The organism is Streptomyces sp. NEAU-174 (assembly GCF_052665095.1).
Map to the genome: position 1 here is coordinate 161125 of NZ_JBQTCE010000016.1, position 12865 is coordinate 173989.

The 12865-nt window shown below is 68.4% G+C and carries 13 protein-coding genes; 2 read left to right on the plus strand and 11 right to left on the minus strand.

Translation table 11 applies throughout. From position 1 onward, the window contains the following. Window positions 1-184 precede the first annotated feature (184 nt). Window positions 185-1138, plus strand: a complete 954-nt coding sequence (locus tag ACT2CW_RS37590) for an IS481 family transposase (RefSeq protein ID WP_445519813.1) — start codon at window positions 185-187, stop codon at window positions 1136-1138. On the opposite strand, the gene ACT2CW_RS37595 is transcribed toward ACT2CW_RS37590, so the two are convergent. The 5 genes from ACT2CW_RS37595 to ACT2CW_RS37615 form a co-directional block, all read right to left on the minus strand. Beyond that, the gene (locus ACT2CW_RS37595) at window positions 1135-2760 is read right to left on the minus strand and encodes a hypothetical protein (protein WP_445519814.1); all 1626 of its coding nucleotides are present in this window, start codon (window positions 2758-2760) and stop codon (window positions 1135-1137) included. The two genes, ACT2CW_RS37590 and ACT2CW_RS37595, sit on opposite strands and share 4 nt — an antisense overlap. Window positions 2761-2766: 6 nt before the next feature. Further along, complete coding sequence (locus ACT2CW_RS37600) at window positions 2767-3603, minus strand: carbohydrate ABC transporter permease (RefSeq protein ID WP_445519815.1); 837 nt, start codon at window positions 3601-3603, stop codon at window positions 2767-2769. Next, window positions 3600-4589, minus strand: a complete 990-nt coding sequence (locus tag ACT2CW_RS37605) for a carbohydrate ABC transporter permease (RefSeq protein ID WP_445519816.1) — start codon at window positions 4587-4589, stop codon at window positions 3600-3602. Before ACT2CW_RS37605 ends, ACT2CW_RS37600 begins: the two co-directional genes overlap by 4 nt. A gap of 2 nt (window positions 4590-4591) precedes the next feature. Further along, window positions 4592-5893, minus strand: a complete 1302-nt coding sequence (locus ACT2CW_RS37610) for an ABC transporter substrate-binding protein (protein WP_445519817.1) — start codon at window positions 5891-5893, stop codon at window positions 4592-4594. 85 nt (window positions 5894-5978) lie between these two features. Continuing rightward, complete coding sequence (locus ACT2CW_RS37615; RefSeq protein ID WP_445519818.1) at window positions 5979-7223, minus strand: aminotransferase class V-fold PLP-dependent enzyme; 1245 nt, start codon at window positions 7221-7223, stop codon at window positions 5979-5981. A gap of 240 nt (window positions 7224-7463) precedes the next feature. Here ACT2CW_RS37615 and ACT2CW_RS37620 point away from each other — a divergent pair, with 240 nt between their 5' ends. Further along, the gene (locus tag ACT2CW_RS37620) at window positions 7464-8162 is read left to right on the plus strand and encodes a FadR/GntR family transcriptional regulator (protein ID WP_445519819.1); all 699 of its coding nucleotides are present in this window, start codon (window positions 7464-7466) and stop codon (window positions 8160-8162) included. A gap of 118 nt (window positions 8163-8280) precedes the next feature. Here the strand turns inward: ACT2CW_RS37620 and ACT2CW_RS37625 are convergent, their stop codons facing one another. From ACT2CW_RS37625 to ACT2CW_RS37650, 6 genes are all read right to left on the minus strand, one after another. Beyond that, window positions 8281-8886, minus strand: coding sequence for a dihydrofolate reductase family protein (locus tag ACT2CW_RS37625; protein ID WP_445519820.1), 606 nt, complete (start codon window positions 8884-8886; stop codon window positions 8281-8283). Between the two features lie 231 nt (window positions 8887-9117). After that, window positions 9118-9369: a hypothetical protein gene (locus ACT2CW_RS37630; RefSeq protein ID WP_445519821.1), complete on the minus strand. Its 252-nt coding sequence runs from the start codon at window positions 9367-9369 to the stop codon at window positions 9118-9120. Window positions 9370-9556: 187 nt separating this feature from the next. Beyond that, entirely contained in the window at window positions 9557-10447 is an 891-nt protein-coding gene (locus ACT2CW_RS37635) for a VOC family protein (protein ID WP_445519822.1), read from the minus strand. A 1135-nt stretch (window positions 10448-11582) separates the two neighbouring features. Continuing rightward, entirely contained in the window at window positions 11583-11771 is a 189-nt protein-coding gene (locus ACT2CW_RS37640) for a transposase (RefSeq protein ID WP_445519823.1), read from the minus strand. A 2-nt stretch (window positions 11772-11773) separates the two neighbouring features. After that, window positions 11774-11899 carry a hypothetical protein gene (locus ACT2CW_RS37645; RefSeq protein ID WP_445519824.1) on the minus strand — a complete coding sequence of 42 codons (126 nt, stop codon included), beginning with the start codon at window positions 11897-11899 and terminating at the stop codon, window positions 11774-11776. A 122-nt stretch (window positions 11900-12021) separates the two neighbouring features. After that, a complete protein-coding gene (locus tag ACT2CW_RS37650; RefSeq protein WP_182470131.1) occupies window positions 12022-12840 on the minus strand; it encodes an HpcH/HpaI aldolase/citrate lyase family protein in 819 nt (272 codons plus the stop codon). Window positions 12841-12865 lie beyond the last annotated feature (25 nt).

Genomic DNA, 12865 nt, shown 5'->3' on the forward strand with positions numbered 1-12865 from the left:
CGTCCGGCGGTGTCGCGAATCCACCCGCGCCCGACCAATGGCCAGGGCCGTCTACAGCTGTCTAGATGTGCTGTCTGGGGACGTTGGTGACGGGCGACGCGCCGTGGGGGGTGCTTGAACGGGGCGAGGGCCTCTGGTTGCGGTGTGGATTGCGACATCTGCACCGTCACGCAGGAGGCCCTCGTTGATCCACCGTAATGCCCCGCTGACCCCGACTGGCAGGCTGCGTCTGGCCCGGTGTGTCGTCGAGGACGGCTGGCCGCTGCGGCGGGCGGCCGAACGCTTCCAGGTCAGCCACACCACCGCCGCCCGCTGGGCCAGGCGCTACCGCCATCACGGGGCAACGGGCATGAGCGACCGCTCCAGCCGCCCCCACCACTCACCCCACCGGACTCCCGCCACCGTGGAGGAACAAGTGCTGCGGATGCGCCGCGAACACCGCATCGGCCCACTGCGGCTGGCCGCCCGCACCACCGTCGCCTCCTTCACCGCACACCGCATCCTCCAACGCCATGGCCAGCCACCTCTGTCCGCCTGCGACCGGGCCACCGGCGAATCCATCCGCCGCTACGAACGCTCCCGGCCAGGCGAACTGGTCCACATCGACGTCAAGAAACTCGGCCGTATCCCCGACGGCGGCGGCCACAAGATCCTCGGCCGGGCAGCCGGCCGCAAGAACCGCACCGGCACCGGCTACGCCTACCTGCACACCGCCCTGGACGACCACTCCCGCCTGGCCTACACCGAGAACCTGACCGACGAGACCGCCGCCACCTGCGCGGCCTTCCTGGCCCGCGCCACCACCTGGTTTACCGCCCAAGGCGTCACCATCGAGCGCGTGCTGACCGACAACGCCTGGGCCTACAGCAAGAACACCTGGCGCCGCACCTGCCGTGACCTGGGCATCAGCCCACGCTGGACCCGCCCCTGGCGGCCGCAGACCAACGGGAAGGTCGAACGCTTCCACCGCACCCTGCTGGACGAGTGGGCCTACCAGCGGCCCTACACCTCAGAAGCCGAACGTCAGGCAGCGTTTCCCGGCTGGTTGGACTGGTACAACTACCACCGACCCCACACCGGAATCAGCGGCCAAACACCAGCCAGCCGCGTCGCCAACCTCTCCGGACAGCACATCTAGAGCGGAAGCGGCGGCCACGCACCCCAGGGCTGGGACCACGTGTACGTGCGTTCCGCGTTGCCCGTCCGCCAGCGGCGTGGGGCCGTGGTCCCGAGCCAGTCCAGCGGTTCGACGCCGCCGGGCGACCCGCCGTCCAGCGCGAGCCGGACGGCCGCGCCGAGGTCGGCATCGGTCTGCGGGGTACGGGCGGCCGGGGCGACGGAGACGAACAGCGCGGTGCCGGAACGGGCCACCAGGTCCAGGAACTGACGGTTCAGCCGCCACTCGGTGGCCGGGGTACAGGGCACGCAGTCGGCATCCACCGCGTAGAAGCGGCTGTGCTGGGCCAGCCGGAAGGCGAGGGTGTTGATGCCCATCCGTCGGGTGCGCTCCCAGTGACGGCCCGAGGTGTCGTCACCGGTGCGCTGCACCTGCACCAGACCCGCCGCCAGATGTCCGACGGTGTTGCAGCCGAGCACCACGGCGTCCCCGGCCGCCTCGGCGATGGTCCGGTAGAGGCCCACCAGCACTTCGGCGGTGGTGCGGGTGCGGTCGGCGAGCCGCCATCCGGCACCGGCCATTTCGTGCGGTGTGTCCGGGTGGAAGCGGCCGAAGACGTCGTACGTGCTGAAGTCGTGCTTGATCAGCTCGAAACCCCAGGAGCGGAAGCGGGCGACATCGGCGGCGACGGTCGCCAGCGTCGCGTCCAGCGACGGGTCCAGGGGGATCCGGCCGGGAGCGCCGGTGTCCGTGCGCATCCCCTCCGTCGGCACCCGGGACAGCAGCGGCCGGAACCACAGGCCTGGCCGGGCGCCACGGTCGGCGATGCCCGCGGCCAGGCCCGCCATGTCGTCGAACAGCCCGGGCAGGCCGGTGTCCCACGGCCCTCCCGGGGCGCTTCCCCCGCCCTCCGTCCAGCCGTCGTCCACGACACAGAACGGCCGCACTGGATGGTCCCCGGCGAACTCGGCGATGGTGGCCGCGTCGCGCAGTACGGCGTCCGGGCCGAAGTCCTGGCCGTAGGCGTAGTACCAGTTGTTGCAGCCGACCACCGGCTGCGCGGGCACCAGCGGATCGGGGGACATGGCGGCGCACAGCTCCTGGAGCGCCGCGTACGGGGTGGTGTCCGCACCCGTCGCCACCCCGACCACCGTGGCGGCGGCGACCTCCCGGTCGCCCGGCAGCACAGGCAGGCCGCCGGAGCGTATGTCCAGCCACAGCGTGGTGCCGTCCTCGTCCACCGTCCAGCAGCACAGCGCCCCGGCGCGGGTCCGTACGCCCAGCCCGGCGCAGCCACCGGTCGCCGGGTCGGTGCTCAGCCAGTACCAGGGCAGGGGGCGTTCCGGCTGGACGCTGCGCCACTGCAACTCGCCGTACGAGCGCTCCCACGCATCGCCGAGTACCAGGGCGGGGCGGTGACCGCCGGCGTGGTGGCGCCAGCGCAGCGCCACCGTCGACAGGCCCTCCGGACCCGGCGCGGCGAGCACCAGCCGCAGGGCGCCGTATGGATCGTGTCGCGCCGTCACCTCGGCGCCGGGCACGGTCCAGCGGCCCGCCCCCGCCGGTGCGGCGGTGCGCGGGTCCCCGGACGGACCGGTGATCACATGGACGGAGTCGGGCAGCGGAACGTCGATCACGGACATGGTCCGTCACCCCTTCACGGCGCCGGAGGTGAGCCCCTGCACGATGTGGCGGCTCGCGAAGGCGAAGAGCACCATGGTTGGCAGGATCGTGAACACGGCCGCTGCGGACATCGAGCCCCAGTCGATGTTGAAGCTGGAGATGAATCCGTTGAGGGCCGTGGGGGTCGTCTTGTTGGCGTCGCTGTTCATCAGGGTCACCGACAGGAACAGCTCGTTCCAGCAGTTGACGAAGTTGAAGATGAACGCCGCCACGATCCCCGGACGCATCACCGGGAGCAGCACCCGGAACAGCGCCGCGAACCGGGAGAGGCCGTCGATCATCGCGGCCTCCTCCAGTGCGTCGGGGATGTTCTCGAAGAAGCCGCGGAGCATCACCGTGCAGAAGGGGATACACACGGCGATGTAGACGAGGATGAGCCCGAGCCGGTTGTCGACCAGCTTCAGGTCGGTCATCAGCAGATACAGCGGGCCCAGCGCGATGAAGGCCGGGATCATCTGGGTGACCAGGGCGGCCGTCAGCAACGCGGACTTGGTGCGGAACTCGAAGCGCGCCAGCACATACGCCGACAGCATCGAGATGGCGGTGGCGACCGCGCCCGCGACGGTCGCGACGATGAGGCTGTTGGTGAGATAGGTCCCGAAGTCGGCCTTGTTGAACAGTGCGCTGTAGTTCTCCAGCGAGAAGTGCTCGGGCCAGTAGGCGAGGGGGAAGGCGAAGATGTCGCCCGGCGCCTTCAGCGAGGTGATGGCGATCCAGTACAGCGGGAACACGGTGAAGGCCAGCCACAGCACCAGGAAGACGATCCGGACGGCCCGGCCCGCCGTGGTCTCTTTGCCGGTCACGACTTCACCTCTCGCCTCTCGCGCGTGGCCAGCAGGAAGAACACCGTGAACAGCAGCAGCCCCGCGACCACGAGGAGGCCGAGTGCGGATGCCTTGCCGTAGTCGCCCTGCTGGGTGATCTTGATCATCCAGGTGGTCACGATGTGCGTCTCGTTGTTGGGCCCGCCACCGGTCATCCCGAAGATCAGATCGGGGAAGTTGAAGATCCAGATGACCCGCAGCAGCACGGTGAGCACCAGCGTGACCCGGATATAGGGGATGGTGATCTGGAAGAGCGTGCGTGCCTTCCCGGCCCCGTCCAGCGCCGCGGCCTCGTACAGCTCGTCGGGGACCGACTGGAGCGCGGCCAGGATCATGATGGCGAAGAAGGTGACGCCGTACCAGATGTTGGCGATCAGTACGGCGATCATCGCCTTGTGCGGATCGGCCAGCCATGCCACCGGCTCGTCGATCAGCCCCGCCTTCTGGAGCAGGTCGTTGACGACGCCGAACTCGCTGTTGAACATCCAGCGGAACAGGATGCCGATGAGGAAGCCGGAGATCGCCCAGGGGAAGAAGATCAGCGCCTGGTAGACGCCGCGGAAGCGGAACCGGCGGCGCAGCCACAGGGCGAGCGCGAAACCGATCACGAGCTGGGGCACGATCGAGCCGATGACCCAGACGCCCGTGTTGCCCAGCACGGTGCCCCAGTTGGGGTCGGAGAAGACACGGTGGAAGTTGTCCAGGCCCACCCAGGAGGTGTCGCTGAGATCGTTCAGATCCCAGTGGCGGAAGGCCATCTGGCTGCCCGCGATCATGGGGTAGTACGTGAACACCGCCACGAAGATCGCGGCCGGCGCCATGAAGGCGGCGATGAGCAGGCCCCGGCGGGTCGTGAACTCCCGCTTCCGGCCGCCCCGTGGCCCGTTCCGGGCCCGCGGGGCGGCTTGCTTCCGGACGGGGCGCGAAGTCTTCGGCCCGGTCGTCGTCGCTGACGTGGCGGGCATCCCTACTTCTCCTGCTCCCACTTCTTGGTCCAGTACGCGTCCCAGCCCGCCAGCAGCTCCTTGGGCGACATCTTGCCGATCACCATCTTCTGCACGTCGGCGTCGGACTTCTGCTCCCACTCGCTCCACCAGGTCACGCCGCGCGGCTGGCTGACGTTGAGATAGGTGTCGGGGTGCTTGGTCATGGTGACGTAGGACGACCACGGGCCGGTCTTGTAGAACGGGTCCTCGGTCGCCGACTTGAGGATCGGCACCAGGCTGTTCTTCTTGGTGAAGTCCGTCGACGCCTTGCCCTGGGACAGGAACTTGATCAGCTTGACGGTCTCGGCCTTGTGCTTGCTGCCCTTCGCGATGCCCCACCCGGCGGTGGCCAGCGGCTGGACGGCCTTCCCGCTGGGTCCGGCCACCAGCGGAGCGGTGTCCCACTGCTCCTTCGAGATCGACTTGGACTCGGAGACCGTGGCGATGACTTCCGGATCCTGGAGCAGGAAGGCCGTGGAGCCGTTGGAGAACGCCTCGACCATCTCCGGATAGCCCCAGGACACGGACGACTTGGGCGATGCCTTCTTGAAGAGTGTGAGGTAGGTCTTGAGGGCGTCCAGGGCCTCGGGCGCGGAGAAGATCGTGCGCCCGTTCTTCAGCTTGTAGCCGTTGGCGAGGTCGACCTTGTCGGCCACGTACGCCTCGATGATGGCGGTGGCGTTGCTGTTGGCGTTGGCCCCGCCGCGGAACGCGTAGCCGTAGCGGCGCTTCGCCGGGTCGTTGATGGCGGACGCCTGGTTCAGCAGCTGGTCCCAGGAGGCCGGGGGCTTGCTGAACCCGGCGTCCTTGACCAGGTCCTTGCGGTAGAAGAGGCTCAGCCCGTAGAAGCCGTAGGGGACGAAGAAGGTACGGCCCTTGGCGTCCTCGGACGCCTTGACGGCGTTCTCCGTCATGGCATTCCAGCCCTGCCAGCCCTTGAGGTCCTTCGCCATGTCGTACAGCCAGCCGTTGTTCGACCACGGGCCGACCGTGATGTCCCGTACCTCGAGCGCGTCCACGCCGCTGCCGGACTGGAGCATCTGCTGGATCTTCTGATCGGCCTGTTCGGTGGGCGGCGAGATCAGGTTGACCTTGATCTTGGGGTTCTGCTTCTCGAAGTCGGCTATGAGCCCCTTGAGCAGATCGGTGCGGGAGGGGTTGGTCAGGCTCTCGACCATGTTGAGCGTGACCGTGCCATTCGCGTTCGGACTCATGGCGGAACAGCCGGTCAGGACCATCGCCGCGGCGGTGCCGAGGGCGAGGGCTGCCGTCCTTCTCCTCATCGTGCTGACCTCTTTCTTTGGTGCGGGCCGCGCTCGGAGCGGCTTGGGGAGTCGGGGGTGGGGAGGGGAGTACGGTGTCGCGCCGCTATGGCGCGCCGTGCCGCCGGCGAGCCGCGCGGGCCCACTCAGCGAGGACGGGGACGCAGGTCTCGGCGAAGTGCTCGTAGTCGGCGGCGGTGTTGTAGACGTGGGCGGACACCCGCAGATAGCCGATGCCGCCGAAGCTGGTGAAGGCCGCCTCGACACCCAGCTCCCCGGCGACCCGGTCGCGCAGCGCGTCGGCCTCGACGCGGGTGGTGCCGAGCCCCTCGGGCAGCCGCACCAGACGCATCCCGGGGACCGGCATGCCGACGTCGACGCTGCTGTCGGCGCCGGTCAGCTCGGTGAACGCGGCACCGATGACCTGCGCGGCGTAACCGGCCAGGTGGTCCATATAGCGGCGGGCGTGCCTCCAGCCCCAGGTGTGCTCGATGAAGCCGAGCGCCGTCGGTGCCGCCAGATAGCAGGTGGCATCCACCGTGCCCTGCTGGTCGAAGCGGTCGGGGTACGGGTCCTCCGCACCCCATGAGTCGATCGGTGGGTAGAGCCGCTCACGCAGCGGACCACGGGCGACGAGCGCTGCGGTGCCCCGGGGCGCGCATCCCCACTTGTGCAGGTTTCCGACCCAGAAATCACAGGTCAGCCCCGAGAGCGGGGCGGGGAGCAGACCAGGTGCGTGCGCACCGTCCACGAGCAGCGGGATCCCACGCCGCCGAGCCTCCGCGCCGATCCGCTCCACCGGCAGCCGGCGGGCGGTCGCCGAGGTGATCTGGTCCACCACGATGAGGTCCGTCGCCTCGGACAGTTCGGCGAACACGGCCTCGCACGCCTGCTCCTCATCTGCGTCGAGGGGTACCCGCGCGGTGCGGACCCCGCCATCCCAGCGGTCGCGCGCCAGCCGCTCGGCGCCCATGGTCACGGCGCCGTAACCGTGGTCGGTGACGACGATCTCCCCGCCGCGGCGGCGGTCGAGGGCGGCGTACACGGTGCTGATGCCCGCGCTCGCGTTCGGCACCAGGGCCAGGTCGTCGGCGGCCACCGCCAAGAAGTCGGCGATCTCGACCCTGGTGTCGGCGATCCGCTGGGGCAGCGCCGGGAACCACACCACCGGGGAGCGCTCCATCTCCACCCGCAGCTGCTTCTGCCGCTCCTGTGCCACCAGGGGAACCGCGCCGAAGGAACCGTGGTTCAGGTGTCTCATGGCAGGGTCCAGCGTCCACGCCCGGTCGGCGGGACGGCCGTCGGCCAGCAACAGGGGGCGTGGCGCCGCGATGACATCGGTCTCGCTCACATGAGTCCCGATCTGCCGGGGTCCGGGTGGTCCGAGGGGCGTCAGAAACGAGAGAGATCTGATCGCAACCGGAACACGTATGATGACTCGGCATCCTGCATGACGGATTCCCTGCAATCAAGGGGTGTAGCAGCGTGGATCATCAGATGACTTCCGATCGATACCTCGGAGATATCTGATGAATCGGTACAGTGCGACGAAGGGCGCGGGACCGCGCCCCGCCCGTTCGGGAGGAATCGGATGTCCGCAGTCGACAAGGCGTTCCACGGCCTACGCCACATGATCGCCATCGGGCGCCTCAGCGCCGGAGGGCGCATTCCGCCCGAGGGCGAGCTGTGCGAGGAACTCGGCGTGTCCCGGGGGTCGTTGCGCGAGGCCGTACGGATGCTCGCGGCCCTGGGGGTGATCGAGCCGCGGCACGGCTCCGGTACTTATGTCTCCCAGCTCAGGCCGGAGGACATCATAGGTAGCCTGTCGCTCACCCTGGAACTGCTGCCGCTCTCCGGTCTGCTGGAGGTGTACGAGATCCGGCGTGTCCTGGAGTCCCACGTCGCGGCGCAGGCTGCGGCCCGCAGCACCCCGGAGACGGTGCGAGAACTCTTCGCGCTCATCGAGGCCATGGACGCCACCGACGACCCCACCGAGGCATCGGACCTCGACCACCGCTTCCATGCCGAGATCGCCACCGCGGCCGGAAACCCCGCCCTCGGCTCCCTGCTCTCGGTCTTCCGCGCCCGCTCCCGCAAGTACCAGATCTTCACTCTCCCCGAGGGCGAGCAGATGCGGCGCAAGAGCGACGAGGATCACCGCCTGCTGGCCACCGCGATCGCCGACCGCGATCCGCGCGCCGCCGCCGGAGCGGCCGAGGCCCATGTCGCCCAGACGGAGCGATGGCTGCGCGCCTTCATGCCGCCCATGGAGGAGGACTCCCCGGCCTGACGCGTTGCGTTGCGTTTGATCGGGCGTCCTGGCGTTGGCCGTTCGCCCCCTATGAGGTCTTGCTTCGCGCCCGCCGGCGCCGGCCTGGCGGCCGTCCAGACCGGCGGACGGGGCGACGTCACGCGGGGACGCCGAGCGGCGGATGCTCGAGCACGCGGGGCTTGTACTCGACCAGCTGGATACGGCCGTCGAAGGTGCGGTGCTCGATCATCTCGAGGGCGACGTCCGGATAGCCGTCGTAGATGCGTTCTTCGCCCGTGGCCCCGGTGATCACCGGGAACATCACGACCCGGAAGCGGTCGACGAGTCCGGCTCGTAGCAGGGACCGGCACAGGCTGAGGCTGCCGATCGTGCTGAGGAGTCCCGAGCCACTCGACTTCATGGCGCGGACCGCCTCGACGGCGTCGTCGCGGACGATCGTGGAGTTGGCCCACGTCAGCGGCTCCTCGAGTGAGGAGGAGAACACCACCTTGGACGCTTGCGTGAGCTCGTCGACGGACGCCTCTTCCTCGGGCCTGAACTCGTCTTGGCCATCGGGGACCTCGCCTGCGGCGAAGCCGGACATCAGGCGGTAGGTGTTCGCTCCCATCAGGTAGGTGGCCTCGGGCTGCTCGCCGAGCCATGCGAGGTACTCCGGGCCCTCGAGGCCCCAGAACCCGGGCCATCCCTTTCCCGATGCGTGGCCGTCGAGGGAGGTGATGAAGTCGACGAGAAGCTCCGACATGGCGGTGTCCTTTCCTGGGTGTCTGAGCTTGGACCGGCCGGGAGCCACAAACTCATCGGCCGCGCTGTGGAGTAACCAGCTCAGCCCCACCCGCGAACGGCCCCACAACCAGATCCCTGACGGTCCCGCTCCGGGCCGTCCCCCGGGGGCCACTTCGGAACGTCCGACATACACAGAACATCCACAAAACGGGGCCACGTGAAGTCGTCATGGTGGAGCCGCTGAACAACGTCACGGCCACCGCTCGATGTCGATCGTCGGATCGCATGCGATCCAGCCCTGGCGCTGCCACCAGCCAATTGCCTTGCGCGCGATGGGCAGCTCCCGGTTGACGGTGTTGGCGTCCATCTCGTCCGCGCGGGCAGCCGCGAGTTCGGCCAGCGCCTCCGGCAGCGCCGGATCGTCGATGACCGTGATGGGGACGGGAGGCGACTTCGTGCTGCGGCGGTCCGGTCCGGTCGGTGCTCGCTCGCCGGCGAACATCCATCCCCACGTCGTCAGCGAGATCCGGTGGATCCGGGCGGAGCCTGCGGAGGGGTGAGAACCGCGCCGGTCCGGTGAGCGATGACCCCGTAGGGAAGCCCACGAAACGCCGCGATCCGGCCCTGGCGGAGGCCACGCACCAGACCGCAACGGGTGGCCGCGAAAGGCGCGTGTCCGGCGCGCTCGGTCATGCCCGCGCTTCGAAGACAAGGTTGGCGCCGCGGGTGTCGTCTGCTGACACGAAGAAGCCGCCGGGCAGCGGACGGATGGCGAACCCGTTGCCTTCGATGACCGACTTGGCCCTGCCGAGGTCGTTGACCGCGACGGTCTGAGCCGCGAGGTACGGCAAGGTCGGGGCCTTCTCGCCGGGAAGAATCTCGTCCAGGGCTGACAACGGCACGATCTCCAGGCCGCCGACCCGCAGAGCGAACACATGGCGCGGCCCAATCCGGCGCGCGGGGATGCCGAGCACTTTCCGGTATCGCTCCACGTAGCGGTCGGTTTCCTCGTCGGCGACCACGAGCGTGACCCGAGACAGGCCCACCGCCCCGTTGGGGTGGTCGAGGAATCTCGGCTGGTGAATGAGGTCCAGCCCCTGGACCTCTGCGATGCGAACGCCTCCCTCGGGAGCGAGGGGAGGATCCACCTGGATCACCCGCGCCCGCAGCGTCCCGATGCCGTCGGGCGTCGGAATGTCGCGTTGCAGCATGAGGACACCCGTGGTGGATACCCTTTGCTCGGCAAGCCTCCGATCGACGTGATCGGCGTCACCGCAGCCGAAGACGTAGCCCCGGAGCCCCTCGTGCGCAGCTGCGAGTCGACGCACGCCCCACGGATCCGGCAGGCTGCTGTCCAGGTGACCGAGCAACTCGATGTAGTTCTCGCCGAAGACGGCGCAGCGGTTGGCCGTGCCGAGAGACTGTCGTTCGCCGTCGGGTTGTGCGGTACCTGTGTGTGTTGACCGCGGTGTGAGCGTGAAACCGAGTGCCTCATAGGTGTCGTACAACCCGTTGAGGTCGGTGACCGCCACGACCACGGAGTGGTCAAGGTAGTCAACATCCACGGATGTGCTGCTCACGGAGTCTTCCTCGCTCTCGATGATCTCAGACACTGATCGCCGGTTGCCCGCTGTACTTCAGCTCCCGCAGATGCGCCAACGTCGCCGCCACCGCGTGCAGGCAGCTGTCCTCAAGCCGCTGGAACTGCGCTTCTTCCTTCAGCCCCCGGAAGAACCACCGCCGCCTCCAACCGGAACCTGAAACGCAGGCACAACCGGCCACCCTCGCCGTACTCGGTGTCGTTGTAGATCACACCCGGCTCTGGCCCTGAGAGGCGGTCGAACCGCACGGTGTTCCGGGTGGAAGGCGATCCGTTCCCGCATCGGGACGTCGGCGAAGACGACGTCCGGACCAGGCCGCCCTCGTACTCCTCGACAACCCAGCTTGGGTCCGCCTGCCTGGCCGTCGTCCACAGGGGCCGCGCGGCTCAGCTCATACACGACGCCTCCACGGCAAACGAGTGCACGAACACTCCACAGCTTGTACCCCTGGGGGGTATAGCGTCAAGGGCGGGCGATGCCGTCCAGGATCCGGCGCGGAAGGCTGCCGCCGGGCGAAGAGCGGCTGACAGCAGGGCCTGGTCCGGCCGCCCAGAGTGCAGCAGGTTGACGATCCGGGTGGCGGCGCTGCGGCGGTCGTAGAGTTCCTCGGCCAGGGCGTGCAGGTGTTGTTTGTCGGGGTGGACATCGATACCGCCGGCGGTGAGGTTGCTGCGCTCCAGCCAGCGGCAGCGGTCCAGGGTGCGGGCGAGGGCGGCCGCGCGCGTAAGGGCCGCCGTAGGCCGGGGCGTCCAGGAGTTCCGCGCTGTGCCTGGCCACCGCGATCAACAACGGGACTGCTGGCTCCGTACGGCGGCGTACGGCCCCGAAACACTCGACTACAGAGTGATACGGCTTGTCGCGGAGAGTTGCCGCACGGCATCATCGCGGGTCGGAGGCCGTTTCCGCAGGCAGTCGGCGCCCGGGTGTCTCGGCCGAGAGGTGCCTGCTCGGTGTCCGTTGTAGAACTGCTCGAACGCGCGCAGTGCGTGGAGAAAGTGTCGCCGGTTCCAGACCAACGTCCGGTCCAGGAGTTCGCGGCGACAGGTCTGTATACAGCTGCGGATGCCGAAAATGATGCCCAGCCTGGTGAGAAGCGTGTTGACCGACACGCTTCTCACCAGCCCTGCCGCATCAGCGTGATCCAGATCTTCGGCGAGCCGTATGTGCCGCCGGACTGGGTGAACACATCTTTCACCGCCTCGGCCAGCTGCTGCCGGCGGACCTCACGCCCGGTGGGCTTCCAGATGCTGTGCATGGTCCTTTGGTCGCCGATCGCCCCGACGACGGACGCCGGGTCCGTCACGGCTACGTCACCCACAGGACCATGCAGCGTTTGAGGACACCACGCTCCATCGCGAGTTCCTTGTTGTCCCGTTTGAGCTGGGCGTTCTCCCGCCGCAGCCGCTCCAGCCCCCTCGCGGAACTCCGCATCGAACTTCCGTCGCTTCTCTGCCATGACTCCCAACTTCCCCTGGCAGTCACGGTCTCTACGCCACGAGGGGAGGGACACCGCAAGGTCCCCGCCCGCGTGGAGGCAGACTTTGGTGGGTGCTTTACGGCTTGTCGGCGAGAGACAACAAGCGTCTGGCCCGTTGCAGGACGGGCCGGTCGACCATCTGTCCGTCCACTCGGGTGGCGCCGCCGTTGCTTGCACTGCTTGCCTGGATTACTCCTCGGGCCCACTGGATCTCCTGGTCAGTAGGTTGCCAGGCGCGGTGCACCGTGGCCACTTGAAGGGGATGCACACACAGTCGGCCCCCGAAGCCCAGTGCCCTGCTTCGCCGTGACGAGGTTGCCAAGCCTTCCTCGTCGTCAAGACGGGTGTGAACACCGTCCAGCGGGGAGGGCAGCCCGGCTGCCTGTGAAGCATTTACCAAAGAGGAACGGGCCCACAGCAACTCCGGCTCCTCTGGTGGGGAGGGCGTGATTCCTGTGTCGAGGGCGTAGTCGACACTCCCGAACAGCAGTCGTCCCACTCTCGGCAGACCGGCGATCGCTCCGGCCTCCCGCAGGCCGATCGCGCTCTCTATCAGTGGTAGCAGGCTGACCCCATAGGGCAGGTGGTCGATGACGGAGGCCACTTGCTCGGCAGTCGAGCACTTGGGCAGGACCACCCCCCGTAGCGCCGGTGCCTCGGCGAGAGCAGCGAGGTCCTCGGCATGCCAAGGACTCCCTGGGGCATTGATACGCACCACGCTGCGGTGTCTGACCAGCCACCGGATGGCTGCTGCACGGGCGGCGGCCTTGTTGTCGGCCGGTACTGCGTCCTCCAGATCGATCAGAACAGCATCCGCGCCGCTGGAGGCGGCCTTGGAAAATCGGTCAGGCCGGTCTCCCGGCACAAACAGCATGGTTCGTTCGGAGAATTCCATGTTCGTTCCTCTGTGAGGCAAGACC